14 protein-coding genes are annotated in these 23,453 nt (G+C 67.7%); 6 read left to right on the plus strand and 8 right to left on the minus strand.

What is annotated here, in order from left to right; genetic code table 11:
* Positions 1–42 precede the first annotated feature (42 nt).
* From OU995_RS02945 to OU995_RS02970, 6 genes are all read right to left on the minus strand, one after another.
* On the minus strand, positions 43–1,758 hold the full coding sequence (locus OU995_RS02945) for an inorganic triphosphatase (RefSeq protein WP_267833869.1): 1,716 nt from the start codon (positions 1,756–1,758) through the stop codon (positions 43–45).
* Entirely contained in the window at positions 1,755–3,524 is a 1,770-nt protein-coding gene (locus OU995_RS02950) for an alkaline phosphatase D family protein (protein WP_267833870.1), read from the minus strand. The genes OU995_RS02945 and OU995_RS02950 overlap by 4 nt, the downstream gene beginning before the upstream one ends.
* Complete coding sequence (locus OU995_RS02955) at positions 3,521–7,594, minus strand: alpha/beta fold hydrolase (RefSeq protein WP_267833872.1); 4,074 nt, start codon at positions 7,592–7,594, stop codon at positions 3,521–3,523. Before OU995_RS02955 ends, OU995_RS02950 begins: the two co-directional genes overlap by 4 nt.
* The gene (locus tag OU995_RS02960) at positions 7,554–9,353 is read right to left on the minus strand and encodes a hybrid sensor histidine kinase/response regulator (RefSeq protein ID WP_267833873.1); all 1,800 of its coding nucleotides are present in this window, start codon (positions 9,351–9,353) and stop codon (positions 7,554–7,556) included. The genes OU995_RS02955 and OU995_RS02960 overlap by 41 nt, the downstream gene beginning before the upstream one ends.
* Before the next feature lie 145 nt (positions 9,354–9,498).
* Positions 9,499–11,925, minus strand: coding sequence for a GGDEF domain-containing response regulator (locus tag OU995_RS02965; protein ID WP_267833875.1), 2,427 nt, complete (start codon positions 11,923–11,925; stop codon positions 9,499–9,501).
* Positions 11,918–13,528: a sensor histidine kinase gene (locus OU995_RS02970; protein ID WP_267833876.1), complete on the minus strand. Its 1,611-nt coding sequence runs from the start codon at positions 13,526–13,528 to the stop codon at positions 11,918–11,920. The genes OU995_RS02965 and OU995_RS02970 overlap by 8 nt, the downstream gene beginning before the upstream one ends.
* A 1,097-nt stretch (positions 13,529–14,625) precedes the next feature.
* Here OU995_RS02970 and OU995_RS02975 point away from each other — a divergent pair.
* From OU995_RS02975 to OU995_RS03000, 6 genes are all read left to right on the plus strand, one after another.
* Positions 14,626–15,186, plus strand: a complete 561-nt coding sequence (locus OU995_RS02975) for a cytochrome b (protein ID WP_267833877.1) — start codon at positions 14,626–14,628, stop codon at positions 15,184–15,186.
* A 207-nt stretch (positions 15,187–15,393) separates the two neighbouring features.
* Complete coding sequence (locus OU995_RS02980) at positions 15,394–15,972, plus strand: YceI family protein (protein WP_420714866.1); 579 nt, start codon at positions 15,394–15,396, stop codon at positions 15,970–15,972.
* Between the two features lie 83 nt (positions 15,973–16,055).
* Positions 16,056–16,625, plus strand: a complete 570-nt coding sequence (locus OU995_RS02985; protein ID WP_267833879.1) for a YceI family protein — start codon at positions 16,056–16,058, stop codon at positions 16,623–16,625.
* A 280-nt stretch (positions 16,626–16,905) separates the two neighbouring features.
* Positions 16,906–18,441, plus strand: a complete 1,536-nt coding sequence (locus OU995_RS02990) for a histidine kinase (protein ID WP_267833880.1) — start codon at positions 16,906–16,908, stop codon at positions 18,439–18,441.
* Complete coding sequence (locus tag OU995_RS02995) at positions 18,438–18,881, plus strand: hypothetical protein (protein ID WP_267833881.1); 444 nt, start codon at positions 18,438–18,440, stop codon at positions 18,879–18,881. Before OU995_RS02990 ends, OU995_RS02995 begins: the two co-directional genes overlap by 4 nt.
* Before the next feature lie 73 nt (positions 18,882–18,954).
* Positions 18,955–19,776: a LytR/AlgR family response regulator transcription factor gene (locus OU995_RS03000; RefSeq protein WP_267833882.1), complete on the plus strand. Its 822-nt coding sequence runs from the start codon at positions 18,955–18,957 to the stop codon at positions 19,774–19,776.
* 70 nt (positions 19,777–19,846) lie between these two features.
* Here the strand turns inward: OU995_RS03000 and OU995_RS03005 are convergent, their stop codons facing one another.
* Both OU995_RS03005 and OU995_RS03010 read right to left on the minus strand, forming a co-directional pair.
* Positions 19,847–22,513, minus strand: coding sequence for a hypothetical protein (locus tag OU995_RS03005; protein WP_267833883.1), 2,667 nt, complete (start codon positions 22,511–22,513; stop codon positions 19,847–19,849).
* Entirely contained in the window at positions 22,510–23,208 is a 699-nt protein-coding gene (locus OU995_RS03010; RefSeq protein WP_267833885.1) for a lysoplasmalogenase, read from the minus strand. Before OU995_RS03010 ends, OU995_RS03005 begins: the two co-directional genes overlap by 4 nt.
* Positions 23,209–23,453: the final 245 nt, after the last annotated feature.

Raw genomic sequence — 23,453 nt, forward strand, 5'->3', positions numbered from 1 at the left:
CCGAGGCGCACAGGCCGTGCATCGGCCTGTGGGTGGTGGATCTCAGCGCTTCAGGCGCTTCACGCGCCGACGCATCCGCGTCAGCGCCTCATTGCGCAAGGGGGTGAGCCAGCCCAGCTCGAACGCGGCGCGGGCCGCTTCACCGGCGGCCCCGGCCGCCACGGCGCGCACCAGCGAGGCGCGGGCCTGCGCCAGGCCCACTTCCAGGTCATTCAGTTCCCCGAGCGGTTTCTGCACCTCCTGCACCCGGGCCAATTGCCTGGCCACCCGTCGGGGAAGCTCCACCCGCGCAGCCTGGGCCTTGCTGCTCTTGTGGCCCTTGCCGCTGTGGGGAGCCGCTGACCGCGCCTCGCTCTCACGGCCTCCGCCCTGCAACTGGGCCGTCATCTCCAGCGCCATCTTCCAGCGACGCAAACGGCGCCGCAGGTGGTGGCGCCCTTCCACATCCAGCTTGTCGAAACGGCGGGCAAGATGCAAGGCCTTGTCGCCCATCTGTTCCACCACGCTCAGCACCGCTTCAGCGGGCGCCTGCGACGGCCAGCCGCGCACCAGCCAGGCGACGATGGAGAGCATCCAGTCCTGCCAGAGCGGCTCGGCCAGCAGTTGCCCCGGGGTGGGGCCGTCGACGGCAGCGGGGAGGACCGGTGTGGCGTCGGGCCGCGTTGGCATCGGCGCCTGCTGCCAGGCCCGCTCCAGATCCCTTCGCCAGCCGGCCAGTGCCTGGGCATCGGCATCACGCGCGGCAGTGAGCAGACGGCCCAGCTGCCGTGCGCCTTCACCGAGGCTGCGCAGGGCCAGGAGGTCCTCGTCCGTCACCGTCACCGCAACCGCCTCCACCTCCGCACCGGGCCCGCCCACGACGGCGTGATCCGGTTCACCGTGGGGAGCGGCCCCGCCACGGTCCGTCTGCACGGCCGCCACCAGCAGGTCCGCACCGACGCGCAGCCGGCGAAGCGCCACCCGCAGTTGATGCAGGTGCTCGGGCTGATGGATGCCGGTGATGATCTGCGAGGCATTGCCCAGCAGCGGCTCCACCACCGACTGCAGCAGCGTGGTCAGGGCCTGCGCCTGGGTCTGACCGGCACGCCAGGACGCCGGGCCACTGGCCTGCGCCGGGGCTGCGGCCTCACCACGGGCCAGCAGATCACCGCGCAGCGCCTTGGTACGCAGTTCCAGCGTGAGACCGAACCGATGCAAGGCCCATTCGCGGGCCACTTCCAGCACGGCCCGGGGATCGCCCTGCTTCAGCTCGATCTCCAGTTCCGACACCGGGGTGCGCCGTTCTTCCGGAAATTCCCCCGCCAGCAGCGCCCCCTGGTCCAGCGCCAGTTCCACGTCGCCAAACGGGGTGGAGAACGCGCGGCTGAGCCGTTCGATGTCGGTGCGGAACAGCGCCTGCAAGGTGGGGGATCCGAGCCGGTCCAGCAAAACCTGCAACGCCTGGCCGGCCGGATGGTCGGCATGGCGGCCCAGATCCAGCACCGGCGCATCCCCCGCCACCGGCACGTTGTGCTCCAGGCGGGTCATGCCGTCCGGCGCCGCCCCCTTGAGCGTTTGCACCCAGGTGTCGCCTTCCAGACGCAGCCGCAGCGCAAAGCCAGCGCGGGCCAGGTCGCGGGTGGGGGTGTCGAAATAACTGGCGCGCAGCCGCTCGCGGTGAGCCCCAGCACCCGGGGCGTCCTCCTCCCCGTTCACCCAGCGGTGCACGGCGGCCCATTGCGACGGAGGGATCTGGAAGCGGAGTTCGATTTCTTTCATGGCGACGGCAGTGTCGCATGGCCGCTCTGGAGGTCTTTGGCGAGCCCCAGCCGCAGCCGCGCGCACGGGCTTGGCCGGTCCGCCCCGGCCCCCGCTTCATGGAGAGGGTGATGCGCCCGATCAAACCAGAGATGCAGCTCGCCACCCACCACCGACATCACGGCGGTGCCATCCCCCGGATGGTCCTGCCAGGCGCTGACTTCACAGCGCAAGCGGCGCCCTTGGGGGCCGTTGAACTCGAACACCTCGGGCGCGGCCAGCTCTTCCATCGCCGTCACGGCAAACGGCCAGGGTGCATACAGCGCCGAGCTGTGGATGGAATGCACCTCCACCACGTCGTTCTGCTCGCCGTGCCGGCCCGAGGGGTCACCACGGCCGCCGTCGCTGTCCACGGGTGAGATCCGTGCGCTGATCCAGCCGGAACGGTGCTCATCACCAGACAGAAAGACCAGTCCATCCGCCCGCTGCGCCCAGATCGCACCGAGCAGTTCATGCAGGCTGTGCGGATATCCGTCCCACGCGTCGGAGCGCAGGCAGCTCGCCGCATGCTCGGCCGTGGTGCGGCGGCGCGGCAGCGGCAGCGAGCCACACAGCATGAAGCGCGGACGGCCCCGGCTGCGGTCCAGCCATTCGGCAAACGCATCCCGTTGCGCCTCACTCCACAAACGGGCCTGAGACCAGTTGGCCGCACGCCGGGCCTGCCGTTCGCAACGAGCATCCGCCACAAAGAAGGCGCCGCCCAACCACTCGAACTCATGCCAGAGGCAGCGCGGTCCGCCGGTCCGGGGGCCGGCCTCCCATCGGTGGTCCCAGGCCGCCTGCCGGGCAGCTTCGAACCAGGGCCCCACCCCGTCACGGTCCGGCTCCCAGTTGTCGACAATCTCGTGGTCATCCACGCTGTGCACCACACGCCCGACCGAAGGGGGCAAGTGCTTCACCGGCCCGGCCTTGAACTCGCCATAGGCACCGGCATACCGTTCAACACCACTGCGGGAATCGGCGATGCCGCCGCTGGCATCGGCGTAGATCTGGTCCCCCGCCAGCAGCAGCAGGGAGAGCTCCCGCCCGTCCGGATGGTGACGGGCCCAGCGATGCAGACGGGCCATGGACGCCAGGGCCGGGGCGGCCTGTGAAGGGTCGATGTCGCAGCCAGGGCTCACATCCAGCAGGCCGGGTGGGTATTGGCAGGCGGCCAGGGCCAGTGTCAGGTTCTGATGGGCAGCGGGCCGGGGGCTGGCCACGAAGGCCTGCCGCCATCGCTGGTACGGCAGGTCCAGCAGCTGCAGCAGCGCGCCTTCCAGCTGTGCCATCAGCTCGTCGCCGATCAGGGCGTGCATACAGCCTTGATGGAAGCCTTCGAGGGCCACCACTCGGGGCTCCAGGTACACGGCCAGCAGCAGCAGGCCCGGCCAGGGCGCTGGCAGCGCAGGATCAGCGTTGTGCGTGGCCACCGGGAACTGGTCCAGCGCCACACTGGTCCGCCAGGGATCACCCGGCCGGCCCCGGCCCGGCGGCACCCAGGGCTCCACCTGCAAGGCGCCCGGCAAGCGCTCATAGACATCCCCGCCATGCCAGGCCATCGGCACCCGCAGCAACCAATGCGGCCATCCCAGGTCCGGACGGAAGGCCGTGAGCAGCGGTACCCGGCCGGCCTGCGGAACGCCCTGCTCCACCCGGTGCCACGGGGCCTCGGCGCTGATCAGCAGTTGGGTCGTCGGCAGGCCAGGGCCGGCTTTTGATGGGGGCGCGCAAACATCCTGGCTCATGCGGTCTCCTCGGACATCGGATGGCTCACTGCAGCGGCCTGGGCCGGATGCACGGCGGGCGACGTCGGTTGGGCCAGAAACTCCAGCACCGCCGGAAACACACGGGTCTCGATGTCCCGGCCAATCAGGCAGTCCTGATGGCCATGGCCGGCGATGATGCGGTAGTGATAGCGCCCAGGCATGGCCTGGTCGTAATAGTCCTTGAGCAGCTCGGCACTTTCGGCGCTGCACAGACCGTTGTCCTCGCCATGCAGCGACAGCACGGGGAAGGCGCTCAGCAGGGCCAGGCTCTTGGCCAGGCTGTCGAGATAGAGGCTGGCGCCCTGCCAGTCGGTAATCTCATGGCAGCGGGCGAAATGCACCGCCTGCGCCACTGTGTCCATGTTGAGCGGGCCGAAGTGGTCATCGATGAAATCCAGCACCGGCTGCCCCACATTGGCCAGCGCGAAGTCCCGCCCGTAGAGCAGGTCCATCCGGTGGCGCGTGGCCGTCCAGGGCGTGCGGCGGATGCTGGGCGGCGGCGGATTCTCAAGATCAAATTCCGCGTCGGGATAGGGCAGGCTGGCCAGCAGCCGGTCCATCACCTGATCCATCAGCGTGGGCGGCCCTTCGGGACGGAAGGCAAACTCCTGCAGCGGCAGATAGGGCCTCAGGTACTGCATCAGGACGCCCCGCAGGCTGTTGGTGGGGGACATCACCATCAACGGGGTCACCTGGGAGATCACCAGCTTGCTGATGCGCGACACCAGTTGCCGACGCAGCCCGTAGAAGTGCTCCCACGGCTGCTCCCGCTCTTCCAGCAAGGCCATGTGCAGCATGACCGAGCCCATGCAGTGCGCAAAGAGGCAGAGCTGCTCCCGCCCGGTCTCACGCAGCACCCGGTCGACCGCCAGGGGGATGTCGTTGAACGCGGCCTCCTCGAAGGTCCAGGGCAGACGCGCGGTGGCCATGCCGGCGCTGGTGCGCATGTCCGCGATCCACACGTCATACCCCGCATCCCACAGGATCTTCGCCGGGCCCGGCTGCACCGCGTGGTGGGCAAAGGTGTTGCCGCTGGCACTGTAGCCATGCAGCATCAGGATCGGCATGCCACCGGGCCGGGCATATCGGGTCAGGCGCACCAGCACCGGCCGGTCATCGTCCGGCCCCGGCCGATGCCGCAGGTCCTCCCGCTGGCGGCCGGCATCGGCCCAGCGGCCGGTGGTCATCTCCAGCACGGCCGGGGTGGGCAAGCCTGGCACCGCCCCAGGCAGGCGGTCGATGTGCCGGTCCGGCGCCACATCCGGCTTGCGGAAGGTCCAGGCATGCAGGCCGATGGTCATGCGCGCGATGTAGGCCATCAAGGCACCCACATCTCGAATGGCGCTGGGGGAGTCCTGCGCCTGGCGGATGCGAAGCAGCGGCATGCGTTCGCGCGCCAGGTAGTGCAGGTCCAGCGACAGCACGATCTGCGACTGCCCGGGCGGGGGCAGCAGCCCCGCCACCGGCTCCATCACCAGGCGGCTCAGTTGCGTCCAGGGGTTGCCGCGCCGCGTGTAGCTGATGCGCTTGCGGCCGCGCAGTCTTGCACCGGCCAGACGGGCCGCCCAGTCCGGGAGCGGGAGATCATCCGCCACCTGCACGTCATACCGCATCAAGCGCACCTCGCCCGCATGGCCGGACAGGTGCCAGGCGTTGACGATGCGGGCCCACAACCCGGCCTTGGGATCGCCGGGTTTCTTGGGGGCACTGCGAGAGGACATCCAGTCCAAGCCGCCCTGCACCGCATCCCGAAAACCCCGGTTCATGAACCAGGCCGCGAGGCCGCGGGCATGGCGACGCAGCGAGCTGGAGGCCTCGCGCTGGAAGGGAACGAGGGTGGCTTCGGCCAGTGGCATGGACAGAATGGCGGCGCGCTCGCCTCGTTCCTGGTGCCACCACAACCGGCCGTCGCCGTCGCTCGGGCCGACCACTTCATAGTGGCCCGGTGAGGTTTCGCGGGCTTCATACAGGCGCAGGAAGCTGCCAGGTGCGGCCACCAGCTGACGCTGCGGCCCCGGGCGCAGCAGTTCCGTCAGCACCTTGGGCTGGTAGATGAAGCCCAGCTCCAGGTATTTCACCGCCGAGCCCGGCGCCCCCGGCCATTGCACGAAACCGCCCAGCCGTTCGCGCACCTCCACCACGGTGGGTGTTTCGGTCTGCGGTGATGGCGACGGCACCGCGCGGAACCGGGGCCGGAGGGGTTCCTGCCGGCACGGGCCGGCATCCGCATCCAGGCCCCACAGGCCGATCAAGCGGTCCAGCGCGCGCACTGCCAGGGCGGTGATGGTGAGCGCCGGATTGATGGCCAGCGAGCCGGGCACGATGGCGCCATCCAGCACCACCAGATCCTCGAACACGCCCTCGCCATGGCCATGAAACACCTGCCCCAGGTGGTTCACGACGCCGTCCGTGCCCCGGTCCCCCATGGCGCAGCCGCCCAGCGGATGGACGCTGATCATGGGGCCACGCGCATCGTTGAGCAGAAAGGCCATTTCCGGCGGCAGCAATTGCCACAGCGGATTGCGCAGCAGGCGTGCCTGGTCGCGCTGCAGCCGCCGCTCCACCCATTCGTGGCGCCGGGCAATGTCGGGCTCGGACTTCAGGCCGGGCCACACCACGCCCAGCACACCGGGCTCCTGACTGTGGGCCGGCAGTTGCAGCGTGCCGGTGCCGCTGTCCTTGCCAATGATCGCCAGCGGGAGATACCGCTCGGTCACCGTCGGACGCACCGCAAACGGGTCATCAAAATCGGCGCGTTCTTCATGGTCACCCGGATGGGCCCGACCCAGCGCATCCAGCGTGGCCGCCAAGGCAAAACTCTCTTCAAAGAGCGTGCGCAGAGCCCCGGGCACCGCCAGGTCTTCCACCACAAAGTCCGGCTCGCCTTGCATGACGGCGGTGATGGTGGGCCCCACCTGGCGGGCCGCATGGGGCTGCTGCTCATCGGCGACGGCATGCACCGGAGTGGACAGGCCCTGACCGACCGCAATCACATCCCCATTGCCGGAGAAGCGTTGCCCCAGCAGCCGCGACAAGCGCAGGCCGCGGCGCTGGGAGCGCATCAGGATTTCGGTGGACCCCAGGCTGCCAGCGGCCAGAATCACGCGCCGGGCCCGCACCACAAACGGGTCGCCCTGACGACGGCGCAGCAGCTCGTCGGTGTGCTGCACAAACACCTGCCAGCCGTCGCCGGGCACCTGCTCCAGATGCTCGACGCTGGCGCCACAGACCATCTCGGCGCCCGCGCGCCAGGCCTGCAGCAGCAGGCTGGTGTCCAGCGACTGCTTGGCTTCATGGTTGCAGCCGGTGGCGCAGTCTCCGCAGGCCACGCAGGCGCGGTGTTGCCAGTGGGCGGCGCCCTGCGGGCGCTCATCCATGGCCACCTGCAGACGAGCGGGCCGGGTGGCCGCACCGCCCAGCGCCTGAAGCGTCTGCAGCCGACGGGGCTGGTGGCCGTGCAGACGGAGGATGGTGTTGTCCCCGGCGCCATCCCGCACGCCCAGCAGCCGCTCGGCCCGGTCGAACCAGGGGCTCAGGTCTTCCTCCAGGAAAGGGCGCGGCCAGCCCGGCTCACGGAAGCGGCTGGCGTCCGGACGTTCCATGACGCCCGCATTGATGAGGGAGCCGCCACCCAGTCCGTTGGCGAGGGCCACACAGACATCCGGCCCCAGGCGCAGATCAAACAGGCCCTCACGTCGTCCGGTGGGTTCGCTGGCACCGGCCGTGGCCATGCGCACATGGCCCGCCAGGTCGGCAAAACGGCTGGGGAAGGCACCGGGCAGATATTCACGCCCCCGCTCCAGCACGACCACCGACAGCCGACGCCCCCGGGCATCACATCGACCGGCCAGCGCATGAGCGGCTGCCGCGCCGCCATAACCACTGCCGACGACCAGCACGTCCACCGTCGGAACCGTCCCCGCCTCTCCCGAAGTGACCCAGTCCTCCAGCGGACGGGACAGCCAGCGGGTGCCCAAGGGGCGGCCGGCCGGCGTGTGGGAATGATCTTCAGACTGGGTTGGCGGTGCCTCCCCGGACAGTGTGGCCATCTGCTACCTCCCTGCGCTGCCCGGCCAGTGCGGCCTGCATTGCGCTGATCAATTGTTCTTCGCTCACAGGCTTGTGCAACAGGGTCAGCCCGGCCTCATGCGCTTCCCGCAACCGCTCCGGCGCGGTGTCGCCGCTCACCAGCAGGGCGGGCAGCCCGGGGAACGCGCTGCGCAGCGAGCGTACGGCGGAGATGCCGTCTTCGCCACCCCTTAAACGGAAATCCGTCAACAACAGGTCGGGCGGATGGCCCATGCTCTTCAGCAGGCCTTCCCGGGTGGAGCCGGCCACCAGCACCTGGCAGCCATGGGCCATCAGCAGCGCATGCATGGCCACCCGCACCGGTTCTTCGTCGTCGATGACCAGCACCCGGATCGGCGGCAGCGACCCGCCCTTGCGGGCTTCCTGGCCCGGCTGGATCTCGGCCGGGTCGGCCGCCGTCACATTCAGCATGAAGCTGGACCCTTGGCCGGGCACGGAGCGCAGCGCCAGATGCAGGTCCAGCAGGTCCACCAGACGGGTGACGATGGACAAGCCCAGGCCCAGTCCCTTGGCGCGGTCCCGTTCGGGGTTGCCGACCTGGTAGAACTCTTCAAAGATGCGCGACTGCTCGTGATCCGGAATGCCCATGCCGGTGTCACGCACCGACAGGCGCCACAGCCCTTCGTCCTGGCCCCGGCTCACCTCCACCGACACTTCGCCACGCTGGGTGTATTTGATGGCGTTGTCGATCAGGTTGCGCACCACCCGTTCCAGCAACACCGGGTCGCTTTCGACGCAGGCATCCGGCGGGCAGTCCAGGCGCAGCATCAGGTGCTTGCGCTGAGCGGCCGGCTGGAATTCGCGCTGCAGGCGGGACAGCCAGGGCTGCAGGGCAAACACCTGGTTGTTCACCGGCACCACCTGGGCATCCAGCTTGGAGATGTCCAGCAGCGCATCCATCTGGGAGGACAGCGACTGCAGCGCCAGATTCATCTGCGTGACGATGACCGTCCCCTCGTCATCCAGCGGCCGTTTGGCCAGCGCCGCGCCGAAAAGCGACAGGGTGTGCATCGGCTGGCGCAGGTCATGGCTGGCAGATGCGAGGAAGCGGGTCTTGGCCGCCATGGCCGATTCGGCCTGCGAAAGCGCCTGACGCAACTGCTGGTTGTTCTTGATCTGCTGCTGACGGATGAGCACCGATTCCGCAAAGACGCGGTAGGTGTCCTTGGCCAGACTGATCAGGATGACGGCGTAAAAGACGATCAGCGCGGCCAGCAGCACATTCAGCCAGCGGTCCTCGGCCGCCACGCCGCCCAGCCCCCAGGCCAGCGCATTGGCGACCGTCACCGGCCAGAGGAAAGCCTGGAACACCAACCGGTGACCGGCCGTGGTGGCCACGGCGCCGGCACACAGGCCCAGCAGCACGATGGTCTGCACGGTGCGCTGGAAGTCGGTCAGCCAGGGGGCCACACCCAGGGACGTGGCAAACACCGTCCCGTTGAGCAGGCTCAGGCCCACCGCCCAGTTCAGCCGGTGCTGCAGCGGCTCCTCATGCATGTCCGGCAAACGGCCGAGCATCCACCAGCGCAGCGCCAGCACCGCATACACCGCCGCCAGCCAGCCAAAGGCCAGCCCGGCGGGCACCACCGAGGTGCTCATCGCCGCCAGCGCCAGCGCGGCCAGACCCACCGGGTAGGGCACCCGGCGCCCCTGCTTGGCGATCAGCCGCAGCAGTTCCAGGTCGACGCTGGACTGCGCGCCGCTACGTTCGGCCGGCATGGTGGAGATGGGCAGTTCCTGGCCACTGCCTCACATAAATTTTCATACCGACTGCAATTTTTGGTAATGCTTGTCTAGGGCCGGCAATATATCGTGTGCTTGAGTTGGACCCAAGGACATTCCCGACCAATCTACGTTGCCGGCCTCACGGCGGCGCACCGGAGCGTGACAGGAGCACGGCGAATGCGTCGGCGGACATGGGCTGGTGGAAGAAATACCCCTGGGCATCCATGTCGGCCAGGGACAACAACCATTGCTGCTGATCAAGGGTTTCCACCCCCTCGGCCGTGATGCCCAGGTTCAGACCGCTGGCCAGGGCCACGATGCTGCGCACCACCGCCTGGGCCGACCCTTCCGGCGCCTGGCCATTGATGAAGCTGCGGTCGATTTTCAGCCGGTCCATCGGCAAGGCAATCAGCTGGGCCAGGGAGGAAAAACCCGTGCCGAAGTCATCCAGTGACAGGCGCACGCCCAGCGCCCGCAGCCGGTGCAGCGCCTGTTCGGTGGACACTTCCTGCGCGATCAGGGATTCGGTCAGCTCCAGTTCCAGCAGCCCGGCCGGGAATCGATGGCGCATGAGTGTCTGCGCCACGCGGTTGGGCATGTCGTCCTGATCGAACTGGCGGACCGACACATTCACCGCCACCCGCAGCTCCTCCAGCCCCTGGGCCCGCCAGGCCGCCGCCTGGGCCACCGCCTCGTCCAGGACCCATGCGCCAATGGCCGTGATCAGGCCCGTGTCCTCAGCCACCGGAATAAAACGCGACGGCGGCACGTCTCCCATCTCCGGATGGATCCAGCGCAGCAGCACCTCGGCCCCGACCATGCGTCCGCTGCGCAGGTCCACCACCGGCTGCCAGGCCAGGCAGAACTGCTTCTGCTCCAGCGCCACCCGCAGGCCCTGCTCCAGCTTCAGCCGATGGCTGGCCACATCCGCCATGGCCGATTCAAACACCACCGCACGGCAGCGGCCACGCGCCTTGGCCTGGTACATGGCCGCATCCGCCGCCCGCAGCAGGGTGTGAGGGTTGTCTACATGGAGCGGATACAGCGCCACCCCCATGCTGGCGGTGATCAACACCGATTGAAGGATCGGACCTTGGGGCCCGCTCAGTTCCAGCGTGACCGGCCGGGCGACGGCCGCCAGCAGCTTCCCTGCGATCTGCAGGGCGATGTCCTCCCGGGCCGTCTGCCGCAACAGCACCACGAATTCGTCGCCGCCCAGCCGCACCGCCACGTCGTCCTTGCGCAGCAGGCTGCGGACGCGGGTGGACACCTGCTTGAGCAGATCGTCACCCGCATCATGGCCCAGCGTGTCGTTGATCGTTTTGAAGCCGTCCAGGTCCATGAAGAACAGCGCCACCGGCCCGTCGATCCCCTGCAAGGCCTGCTGAAGAAGCGCCCGGTTGCCCAGGCCGGTCAGCGCGTCATGCATGGCCTGGTGATGCAGCGCATGCTGCGCCTGGCGGATCTCGCTGATGTCGGCAAAGCTCAGCACGTGATGGCTGGCCCGCCCGTCCTCATCCACCACCGCCGCAAAATGCTGCAAGGCCGGAAAATAGCTGCCATCGCGGCGGCGGCAGGTGACTTCACCGTGCCATTGGCGTGTGTCAGCTTCCCGCACCGCATCGCCCTGGCGGCGGGCAAACAGGAACTCGTCGGGTTGATGGCCGATGACCTCCTGCACGCTCCAGCCGGTGAGCTGGGCAAAAGCGCTGTTGCAGCTCAGCACCCGCTGGTCCCCGTCCAGGAAAAGAATGGCCTCGTCGGTGGCATCAAAAGCCACCGACGCCTGGCGCAGGCGGTTTTCTCGCTCCACCCGCTCACTGACATCCCGCACCATGCCGATGACCAGGCCCTCCGGTTCGAAATGCCGGGCATGGATCTCCAGCCACCGGGCGGGCTCGCCGTCGGAGGTCCAGGCGCAGGTGATGTCCACCGGTGTGCCCACCTGCAGCAGCGCCTGCAGCGCGGCCTGGCCCCGGGCATCCAGCCCGAGGCTCAACTCCATCAGGCTTGCGGCGCGGGTGAGCGACAGCAGTTCCGGCACCGCTTCCTGGCCCACCCAGCGCAGGTGGTGGCCGGACTGATCCGCCCGCAGCTCCAGCACGGCCAGCCGGGCCGATTCCAGCGCGAGGCGCAGGCGCCGCTCGCCCTCCTCCGTCTTGCGTTCCACCGCCCGCCGCACCATCGCCATCCGGACGGTGGCGTTGAGTTCGCGCAGTTCGTAGGGTTTGAGCAAATAGCCGTAGGGGGCCGCCTCAGCGGCTCGTTTCAGGGTTTCCGGCTCGCCATAGGCGCTGAGGAAGATGACAGGGACTGCCAGCATCTCCCGCAGCTTGCGCGCGGCACTGATGCCGTCGCTGCCACGGTCCAGGTGAATGTCCATCAGCACCAGGTCCGGCTCGGTATGCCGCGCCAGCCTCAGCGCGTCCGGCTCGTTGGAGGCGATGCCCACCACCTCATAACCCAGTTCTTCCAACCCGGCTCGCAGGTCCAGGGCCACGATTCGTTCGTCTTCCACGATCTGGATACGCACCGATCGTTCAGCCTTGATCGCTGATTCATGCATGAGGGTCTCCCGTGCCGTCGTCCAGCCCGTCCCGGGGCCAGCTCAGGCGGGCACAGGTGCCGCCACACCGCTCGATCGAAAACCGCGCGCCACATTGACCCGCCAACAGCGGCAGCAGCTGGAACCCCAGGCTGCGGGCTGCGGAGACATCGATGCCGTCCGGCAGCCCCACACCGTCATCGGCCACCTCCAACCAGGGCAGCGGCTCACGCGGGCCGGTGGTGCCGCCATCCAACAGGCCTTCGGTACGACCGCCCAGCCGCACGCTGATGGAGCCGTTGCGCCCGTCCGGAAACGCATGCTTGATGGCATTGGTCACCAGCTCGGTCACCACCAGGCCGCAGGGAATGGCGTGGGAGAGGTCCATGCGCCAGGGATGCCCGGCCGGCACCTCCACCGCCAGTTGGATCTGCTCGCTGGCCCCCAGGAAGGTGTGGCGCAGCAGGTGCACCAGCTGCCGCAGGTAAGGTCCCATGTCGAGCGCATTGAAATCCGAGCGCTCGTACAGCAGTTGGTGCATCAGCGCCATGGAATGCACGCGGCTCTGGCTGTCCCGCAAGGCGTCCTTCACCTGCTCGTCGGCATGTCGGGCCTGCAGGTTCAGCAGGCTGGAAATGACCTGGAGGTTGTTCTTGACGCGGTGGTGGACCTCATTGAGCAGCGCGGTTTTTTCTGTCAGGGCCCGTTCGATCTGGTCCTGGGTGGCTCGCCGTTCGGTCACATCGTTGATGGTGACCAGCACCTGCTGGCCGTCCGAATCCGGCAGGGGATTCAGGCCGATCTCCACCGAGAACTCGCTACCGTCGCGGCGCAGGGCATACAGCTCCTGGCGCTCGGCCATGTAGCGCAGCGACGGCTGCCGCATGAAGCTGCGCACCAGCCCGTGATGGCCGGTGCGCTGCCGCTGCGGCACCAGTTCATGCACGGACAGCCCGGTCAGTTCGTCCTTGGTGTAGCCGAACATGCGGGCCATGCTTTCATTGGCCAGGGCAATACGCCCATCGGCATCGATCAGGCCCATGCCCACGGTGGCGCCTTCAAAGGCGCGGCGGAAGCGGTCTTCACTGCGGGCCAGCGCCCGCTCGCTATTGCGCCGCGCGCTGATGTCCATGCCCGAGGCGATGAGATGGGTGACCAGGCCCTGGTCGTCCACCAGCGGCGCGAGCATGAAGTCCACATCCATGCGGCTGTCGCCAGCCATGCGGGCCACGACGTCGCGCCGCACGGTGTCCCCGCTGGCCACGCGCAGGACCGCGTCCTCCATCCAGTGGACCAGCAAGGGATCGTGAGTCCACCAGGCGGTCTGCCAGAAGGGGCGGCCGATGACATCGTCCTTGCTGAGGCCCCCGGCCTCCAGCGGTGCACGGTTGGTTTCGATGACACGGCCATCCGGCAGCAGCACCCCGACAAACACAAACAGGTTGTCCAACACCTGCCGCAAGCGCGACGCGTTGTCCTGTTCCAGCTCCTGGATGGCCGACAACGCGGACACGGCGGTCAGGGTGACCGAACTTGCATGGCCAGACATCGGACCTCCCTGGCTGGCCAGCGATGCGCCGGCCGGTGAGCCTGTCTTCTCGAATCCATCGATTCTCAGCATCATCTGCAATGCAGGGCTGCTTTGCAATGGCTCTTGAATCCATCATCCAGTGCCACTCATTGCATTGGAATTGCAATGCCATCCACTTCATGACAGTGACGGAAGCTTCACTGGTGCCGGGCCCACCAGAAAGGCTGGGATGGCTGGCCCGTTATACAAGCCGCAGACTCCCCTGTCATCGCTTGAATCAACGACAGAAAGCAGCGGAATTCCCGACGGGCCGCCGAAGATGAACACGGGATGAATACAGGGTGAGAGGGGACCGGGGCCGGCTCGGCATCGTCAGCCGCGTCTCCCGAGGCAGCTGATAGAAGCGATAAGACCGAATCGGCAATGTAGATAAAACTATGCCGACCCCCTCGGCCCCAACGGGCTCCGGCAGGTCGGCATAGCACTCCTCCCCTTGATCACAACGCTGAGGTCCAGGCAGCGCGCGATCGGAATTCAGTATGCGCAGCCAATTCGAGACGAACCATCCCCCTCAAGGGGGAATGAAATGAAATGGCCTTTGCGGCGGTCACCCGCCATTGGTGCAAGTGTGGTGTGAGTGTGGTGCGAGTGAATCCATACGGGGTCGCGTGAGCGGCGAATCAGGGCATGGAAGGCACCGGGGAGCGCGCAAGGATTGAACCGGCGGGAAGCATCACCCCGGACAAAGCTGCCCGGCGGCTGGGGTCAGGCCGTGCCTGGACACCCGTCGCCCTGGCCACCGTCCAAGCCCGTCAGGCTCCACCCCGATGCAGCCCGGCCCCTCCGGCCGGCCGCAGAAGGTCCCCAAGACCTCCCGCTGCAAGTCAATCGGGACAGCGCTATGCTTCGCGCCAATGTGTCCGGCCCTCGGAAGGCAAGGATTGCTGCGCGCACTTTCATGGCTTCAACCGTCTCCGTCCGTCCCCTTCATGTCGGCCCTCTGAAGCAGCCGAGCCCGTGGCATTCAAATCCACTGAACAATGGCCTCAGTTCCGATGAACCGAAGCGGCCCGCCCAGGCAGGACACTGCGGGTCATGCACCCAGGAGGGCAGCCCGATGTCAATGACGACCATCAACATTGCATCCAGCCTCAGCCCCACCCTCGCACTTCACTTCAAGACATCCAGCCATGACCACCGCCCGCCCTTCCTACCGGCCCGCCAAGCTCCGCTATGACGGCTTTGCCATGCTGCTGCACTGGGTGCTGGCCGTGGCCATCATCGGTGCCTTCAGCGTCGGGTTGTACATGACCGATCTACCGTTCTCGCCCACCCGGCTCAAGCTGTACAACTGGCACAAGTGGGCCGGGGTGACCATTCTGGCGCTGTCCGCCCTGCGCCTGCTGTGGCGCCTGATCAACCGCCCGCCGGCCGACCTGCCGATGCCGGCCTGGCAGGCCCGTGCGGCCCATCTGGTGCACGGCCTCCTGTATGTGGCTTTCTTCGCCGTGCCGCTGAGCGGCTGGGCCTACAGCTCGGCCGCCGGCTTCCCGGTGGTGTGGTTCGGTGTGTTGCCGCTGCCCAATCTGGTGGAAGCGGACAAGGCGCTGGCCCACACGCTCAAGGAAGTCCATGAACTGCTGGCCTATGGCCTGGCGGCCCTGGTGCTGGCCCACCTGGGCGCGGTGGTCAAGCATGTGGTGCTGGACCGCGACGGCCTGCTCAAGCGCATGTTGCCAGGCCGTGGCTGACCCCGTCCGGCCAAGTTCCCAGCCAGCTTCCCAGCCACGTCCCCCAGCCTTCTCCCAAGACACCCCAACATTCCCAAGAGGTCTTTCATGAATGCACAACTGAATTCGGGTCTGTCCGCCCGTGTGGCGTCCCGCCTGACCACTTCCCTGTCCGTCACGGCCCTGTCGCTGGTCAGCGCCGCCCTGATGTTGTCCGCCGCCCCGGTGATGGCCCAGTCCAAGCCGGCCGCCAAGGCCGCTGCCAGCGCCGCAGCGCCCAGCACGGCTCCGGCCACTGCACCGGCCGCCGCCAAGCTGGTGCCGACCGGCAGCGACATCACCTTCACCTTCAAGCAGATGGGTGTGCCGGTGGACGGCCACTTCAAGCGCTTTGATGCCCAGTTGGCCTTTGACCCGAAGAAGCCGGAAACCGGCAAGGTGTCGCTGGCCATCGACCTGTCGGCCGCCACGCTGGGAGATCCGGCCTTTGACGCCGAACTGTTGAAGCCGGAATGGTTCAACACCAAGAAGGTGCCGCAGGCCACCTTCCAGTCCACCTCCATCAAGGCGCTGGGCGGCGGCAAGTTCGAAGCCGCTGGCAAGCTGAGCATCAAGGGCCAGGTCCGTGATGTCGTGGTGCCGGTGACGCTGGCCCAGGCCGGCGGCACCACCACCGCCACCGGCGTGGTCGCCATCAAGCGGCTGGACTACAACATCGGCGACGGCGAATGGAAGGACACCTCCATGGTCGCCAACGACGTGCAGGTGAAGTTCAAGCTGGCCTTCACCGGCGTGGCACCGCTCTGAGTCCGCAGCCCCTGCGCTGAGGCCTCAACGGTCCCCTCCCCCCGATTTCATTTCCCCACCAACCCGTTCAACAACGACGCATCATGAAAAAAGCACTGATCCTCGCTTCCCTGCTGGCCCTGGGCGCTGCTGCTCACGCAGAAACCGCCACCTACCAGATCGACCCGACCCACACCTACGCCACCTTCGAAATCCTGCACTTCGGCACCTCGACCAACCGTGCCCGTTTTGAGAAGAAGGAAGGCACCGTGCAGTTCGACCGCGCGGGCAAGACCGGCAAGGTGGACATCACCTTTGACATGACCGGCATCAGCAGCGGTTCCACCGCCTTCGACAAGCACCTGTCGGGCAAGGACTTCTTCGACGTGGCCAGCTTCCCGAGCGCCAAGTTCGTCGGCGACAAGTTCAGCTTCAACGGCGACAAGGTCACCACCGTGGGCGGCACGCTGACCCTGAAGGGCAAGACCGCTCCGGTGACCCTGAAGGCCACCAACTTCAACTGCTACCAGAACCCCATGCTCAAGCGTGAAGTCTGCGGTGGCGACTTCGAAACCGTGATCGACCGCACGCAATGGGGCATCGACTACGGCCTGGCCTACGGCTTCTCCAAGGAAGTCAAGATCATCATCCAGGTCGAAGCCGTCAAGCAGTAAGACGCAGGGCTGACCGGCGGGTCCGGTTGGCCTGACCCCGGCCGCTTGAACAGCACCCGCCGCTGCGGCGGTTCATGCGGCTCAGGCTGCCCCCTTCCGACGCCCCGGTCTCCCCGGGGCGTCGGCGTTTGTGGCCGGCCAGGTCCCGGTGGTGGCCGCTTTGTCGCGGATCTCTGCAGTTCATGCCGTCGGCCTCACCGTATGTCGCTGCTGCAGGCCGGGGCCCCTAGGACTTGCGTACAGTGCGAAGCATCAGACAGGTCCTCCCATGAACGCCCCGATGCCCGCCTCCCTCACAGCCACCCAACGGTGGCAGCAGTTCTCGCGTAATGCCGAGCAGGGCTTCCATGCCTACGCCAGCTGGCTGGTTTCCATCACCTGGAGGCGGTTTGTGGTGTTGTCGGTGCTGCTGGTCCTGGGCGCCAATGTGCTGCAGGGCATCCCGCCCTTCTCCTTCAGCTGGCGGGTGGCCGAGGACGCCAGCGATGACAGCCCCCGCCGGATCGCCAAACCCGCCAAGCCTGCAAAGCCCGAAAAGCCCGCCAAGCAGGAAAAGCCCAGCACCAGCGACGACAGCAGCACCGCGCACCCCAGGTCTGGGTCCGATTCCGCCTCACCGGCCAGCGGTGCGGGAAGCGCCCCCTCCAGCAGCCATGACGACAGCCGCGACACCAAGGGCGAAGAGGGGCTGCGCTATGAGATCCAGATCGACAGCCGCGGCGTGCGCATCATGCCGCGCAGCAGCCCATCGGCGGCGGCTTCCAGCGCCTCGGCGGCGGCCAGCAGCAGCGCCGCCATCGACAACCCGAATGATCTTCCGTCGGTAGACATCCGCATTCCCAACAAGGAACAGCGCGAAGCCGTGCGGGAAGCCGTGGAGGACGCCCGCAGGGCCCTGCAGGAAGCCGCCGAAGACGCCCGGCAGGCCCAGGCCGATGCGGAAGAAGCCCGCCGCGAACTGGAGCAGGCCAGGGAAAACGCCAGCGAGGCCGTCCAGGAGGCCATGGAGCCCAAGGTCCGTTACCGCCGTGTGCATCTGGGCGATTTTCTGGACAAGCTGGCGGTGATCATTGTGCTGGCCTCCGCCCTGATCAAGGCCACCTACAAGGGCCGCATCCAGGCCGAAGCCAAGGCTGCCCAGGCCACCGAAACCGCCGAGGCGGAATCGCTGCGCCGCCAGGTGGTGGAGGCCCGCATGGCCGCCATGCAGGCCCAGGTGGAGCCGCACTTCCTGTTCAACACGCTGGCCTCCATCGACCATCTGATTGAAACCGACCCGCCCCGGGCCTCGCAGATGCAGCGCAACCTCATCGCCCTGCTGCGTGCCTCCATGCCCACCATGCGGGAGGCCAATGCCAACGGCGGTGTGCGTGAACTGGGCCGCGAGATGGCGGTGATCCGCCCCTATCTCGACATCCTGCAGATGCGCATGGAAGAACGGCTGCAGCCCGAGATCCAGGTGCCGGACGGCCTGCTGTCGGCCGAGTTCCCCCCGATGATGATCCAGGGCCTGGTGGAAAACGCCATCAAGCATGGCCTGGAACCCAAGGCCGAAGGCGGCAGCCTGAAGATCAAGGCCGAGGTGGTGCACGGCAAGCTGTCCGTCACCGTGGCCGACACGGGCCTGGGCTTTGGCCGCGCCGCGACCTCCGGCACCGGTGTGGGCCTGGCCAACATCCGCGAGCGGCTGTCGCTGCTGTATGGGAAGGCGGCCAGCGTCACCGTGGCCGAGAACCAGCCCAGCGGCACCGTCGTCACCATCACGGTCCCCTACAAGACCGCTCATTCTCATCAGGAACAAGGAGTGCATGCATGAAGACCTTCTTCAAGACGATGCTGGTCCTCGGACTGCTCATGGTGCTGGCCTCGATGGCGATCAGCCTGGTGGCCTTCGGCGCGCTGAGCGATGCGCCGGGCGTGCATATCCAGATCAATGGGGACGACTGGAGCGCCGCGTCCATGGGCGCCGGTGATCTGTTGGGCGCCTTCCTGGCCCTGGTGGTCTGCGGGCTGGTGCTGTGTGTGGTGGTGCCGCTGCTGCTCTTGCTGGGCATCGGGCTGCCGCTGCTGATCTTTGCCGGCCTGCTGGTGATCGGTCTGGCCGCCGTGCTGGGTGCGGGCGCGGTGCTGGGCTCGCCCATGCTGCTGATTGTGCTGATCGTCTGGCTGCTGGTGCGGGATCGCTCGCCGCGAGCCCGCCGGCAGGCGCGCCATGCGGGCCACAGCCCGTCGCCCGAGCCGACTCTGCCGGCCTGATCGGCCTGCTGAGCCGCCCAGGCTGGTAGTGCCCCGCTGTCGGCCCCCACAGACCTGCCCTAACATTCCCGCCATGAGCACTATCACCGCCCCCCGCGCCGTCCTGGCCGACGATGAACGGCTGATGCGCGAGCAATTGCGCAGCCGGATTGCCGAAGTCTGGCCGGAGCTGCAGATCGTCGGCGAAGCCAAGAACGGCCTGGAGGCCGTGGAGCTGACCCGGGAACTCAAGCCCGACCTGGTGTTTCTGGATATCCGCATGCCGGGCCTGACCGGCGTGGAAGCCGCCCGGCAGATCGCCCAGCTCCCCGACGACGATGAATGGGTGATGCCTGAAATCGTCTTCATCACCGCTTACGACCAATATGCGGTGGAGGCCTTTGAGCAGGGCGCCTGCGACTACGTGCTGAAGCCGGCCGAACGGGACCGCCTGGCGGTGACGGTGGAACGCATCCGCAAGCGGCTGGCCCAGCGCAGTGGCGAGGCGGAGCCGGAGGGCCCGTCCCCGGGCACGCTGCAGCAGCTGCTGCACAAGCTCTCCGCCCGCATCAATCCGCAGTCGGCTCCGCGTTATCTGCAGTGGATCCAGGCCTCGGTCGGCCAGACCATCCAGATGATTCCGGTGGAAGAGGTGCTGTTCTTCATCAGCGACGAGAAATACACCCGGGTGCAGACGCCCACGGTGGAGGCGCTGATCCGCAAGCCGATCAAGGAACTGGTGGACGAACTGGACCCGGCCGTGTTCTGGCAGATTCACCGGTCCACGCTGGTGAATGTGAAGGCCATCAACGGCATCACCCGCGATTTCCGTGGCCGCCAGTTGGTGGGGGTGCGCGGGCTGGACGAGAAGCTGGAAGTCAGCCGCAGCTACACCCACCTGTTCAAGGGCATGTAACGCTGCGGGGTGCGGCGGGACGCTGCCGGTCTAGGGCCTGTGAGCACGACGCGACCCCTTGTCGTAGTGCTCAAAGGTCCTGGTGTGCTGTCCCGAACCGGGACGGCAGATACGACCGGCGCGGCGGGGTGGGCCGGCGGTCGTCGTGCTCATGGTCATCACCGGCGAAGCGGGTTTCCAGCGCTTCCTCCTCATCCGGCTCCTCGCCCTTCTTCAGCTTCCTCGACGGCGTACGCAAGCCCAGGGCCAAGGCCAGCATCGCGTAGAACAGGAAGCCGATGCGGGGCGCATCAATGAGGCTGTCAAACAGGCCCACGATCACAAACCCCGCCAGCGCGCCGGCCGCAGCCGGCGCCAGCGGATGCCGGCGAGCCGCGCCCAGCGTGCAACGCCACAGGGCACTGGCCAGCAGCCCGCACCACAGCGCCAGGCCGAGCACGCCCTGCTCGAACAGCACATGCAAGGGCAGGCTCTTTTCATGGAAGGGCATGTGGATGCGATCGCTGGAGAAGAACCAGCGGGCCATGCCCTGGCTGAAGTCGCCATTGCGCAGCAGCGGGCCATGCTGGCTGTCGCTGATGTCGACGGAGCGCAGTTCCACCAGGGACCCGCGCCAGTTCAAGGCCACCGCCGCCGTGAGTTGCCGGGGGGCCCAGCGGCTGCCGCCGAAGTCGTCCGGTGCCTTGCCCAGGGGCAGACGCACCACCTGCCAGGCGCCGCCCTGCGGCTCGACCTCCACCTGACGGTCCACACAGCGCAGCGGGTAGAGCAGGTGCTTCTCGCACACCTCCACCCGCACCTGCGTGTGCTGGCGGGTGCGCAGCACCACGGCAGCCGCCACATCACCGCCGACCGCCGCCACCCGCTGGCTCAGGCGATACATCTCGCCCGTGCCCATGGTGTGCAGGCCGCTGGTGAGCGTCACCGTGGGATACGGCACTGCCGCAAAACCCGCGCTGTCGAGCGCCCCCGGCACCAGGTCGGTGGCCGGTGCGTTCCAGCGGTGGTCCCCCACACGTGCTTCAAAGGGCCCATGGTTGGCGAAACTGGCGGGGAACCGCCCGGTCCCCTGCCCCAGCAGCCAGGCATCCATGCCTTTGAGCAGCCCCAGGCTCATCGCCCAATGGTCCAGGCGGCCTTCCAGGTCCTGCTGTCCGGTCGAGAGCCGCTGCCCGATGTAGCCGCCACCGCCCAGCGAGGCCACCACGCCACACACCAGCAGGCAGGCCGTCCACAGCATGCCGCGCACGCGCCAGCCGGCCTCACGCACCGTGTCTGCGGGGCGCACCGGCCATTGCATCGCCAGCCAGGCCACCGACAGCAACAGCAGCACCGCGCCGGTGCCCAACAGGTCCTTCTTGCCGCCGCTCCATTGGGCCGCCACCAGCCAGGTGGCCGCGACCGAGCACAGCCAGCCCGTCTTCACCAGCAGGGCCTGCCCGGGACGGGAGACCCCTCGGCGCCAGATCCAGCACATGGTCAGGGTCGGCAGCAGCACCAGCAGATCGAGACCGTAGGAGAGCTTGGGGATCAGGTCAATCGCGAATGCGCCCACGGCAGCCAGGACCAGCGCCGCCAGCAAGGCCAGTCCCAGGAGCGTGCGCTGCTGGGCCACCGGCCACGAGGCCCGGCGAGGCGGCATGGCCACCCAGACGCCGACACTGGCCAGCAGCGCCATCAGCGCGCGGTAGCCGCCAGCCGCAAATAGAACCCAGGCCGCCACCGCCACGCCCGCCAGCACCACCAGGGTGGAACGCAGCGGCAAGGCGGCATCACCTGGCAGCCAGCCAGCGGTGGCCGATGTCTCGTCCGGTTGACCCTGGCGGCGCTGTACCGACCACAACAACGCACACAGCGCCAGGCCGAATGGGACCGCCAGATAAACGCCCCGGGAGAAGGTGGTCAGGCAGGCATAAAAGCCCAGCAGCAGCACCAGCAGTGCAGCGCCGAAACGCCAGGGCCTGCGCTCCCGCAGCATCCACAGCAGCGCCATCGGCATGCTCAAGGCGAGGCAGCCATCCAGGGCCGCGCCGCCCACATGCATCTCCCAGAACCAGGAGGTGGTGCGGTAGTCGGTGGAGAAGTCCAGCAGCCCGGTATAGACCCAGCGCTCCCACACCGCACCGGCTGCAGCAAAGATCAACACCAGCACCCAGGCGCCGCGGCTCAACCGCTGCACGGCCGCCGGCCGCAGGTCTGCCGCCCGCTGCCACAACGGCAACAGCAGCAGTACCAGGCCCAGGCTCTTGCCCAGGCGCAGGCTGTTCATCGATTCCTGATACCCCTGGTAATAGCCGAACTGCAGCCCTCCCGCATGGTCCACCCCGCGCCAGATCGAAATCAGCATCGACAGCGTGAACACCGCCAGCAGCACACCCACGGCCGAGCGCCAGCGCAAGGTGCGGTAGCGCCACGGCACGGGCCGGCGTGTGGGTTCGGTGATGGCCAGGGCCATGTAACCGCCGGTGGCAATGGCCAGGACCAGCAGGTCGAGTTCTTCAAAGCTGATCCAGCCCGTCCACGGGGCCAGGCCGATCAGCGGCACCAGGGCCGGCAGCAGCATGGGCAGGACTTGCCAGCCCAGGAAGCCCAATGCGGCCACCATGGACCAGAGCGTGAGCATCCACTGCGGCTCGATCGGATAGTGGCGGACCAGGGTCACGCCCAGCGCGCCGCAGCCCAGAGAGGCGAACAGCGCCAGGATTGCGGAAGGCCGCAAGGGAATCATGAAGTTCATGCGGCGCTCGATTCGGCTGGACTACCCAGGCTTTGGGCCATGCACCATTGTGCCGGCCAATAGCTGGCCAGCACCCACAGGCTGGCCTGATCCACCGGACCGGCAAACCTGTCGATGGCCAGCATGGCGTCAGAAAACACAAACAGGGTCCCGCCCCAGGCGGCCCAACGGGCGCGGAGTTCCTCGGGATGGCGCACGCTGTGGCGCCACCAGGCCCAGGCTTGCGAGGCCATGATGGCCAAAGCGGCCACATAGACCACCACCGGCATCTGCAGCGCCGCAGGCACAAAGGCCCACAGACGGCCCAGCACCACCGCCGCCACGGTTCCAAACAGCAGGAACGGCCAGCGGACGGCGCCCAGCCGCGCCCGGCTGCAAAAGCCGACGACATAACAGACATGGGCCGCGAGGAAGCTCAGCAGCCCGGGCAGAAAGCCCGACTCGGGCCAGAGCAGCGCCACATCGCCTGCCAGCGAGCACAGCAGGCCAGCCCGCAACCAGCGCGCCAGGGCTGGCTGCGCCGCGCCACGACGCCAGGCGTGCCAGACGATCAGCGCCGTGGTGAGCGGCTTGAAGACGAAGCCCCAGCCAGCCGGCACCTGCGGCGGCTGGGAGAGGGCCAGGATGGCCAGAGCGGCACTGACCAGGGTCAGTAAGGGAAGACTGAGGGAAGTCCGTTGGACGGCGGCTGTCATGTGAACATTTTGCCGTCGGTCCTTCACAATCACCTTGGTGACATTCCTGGACTCTGTCAGCTATTACAGATTGATCCGGACTCTCGTGAAACGCTGACGAAACGCCGGGGAACGGCCGAGGGAGCGGCCGGGGAAACGCCTGACCCCCACAGCCGGGCGGTCGGACGGCCTCCCTGGTGCCGTTTTGGGCTGATTCAACCCACTTCGCCCCGAAGTGTCGCGGGCAGACCAACCCGCCCGCTCTG

The sequence above is a fragment of the Roseateles sp. SL47 genome (genome assembly GCF_026625885.1).
In the GTDB taxonomy this organism is placed as follows: Bacteria; Pseudomonadota; Gammaproteobacteria; order Burkholderiales; family Burkholderiaceae_C; genus Roseateles.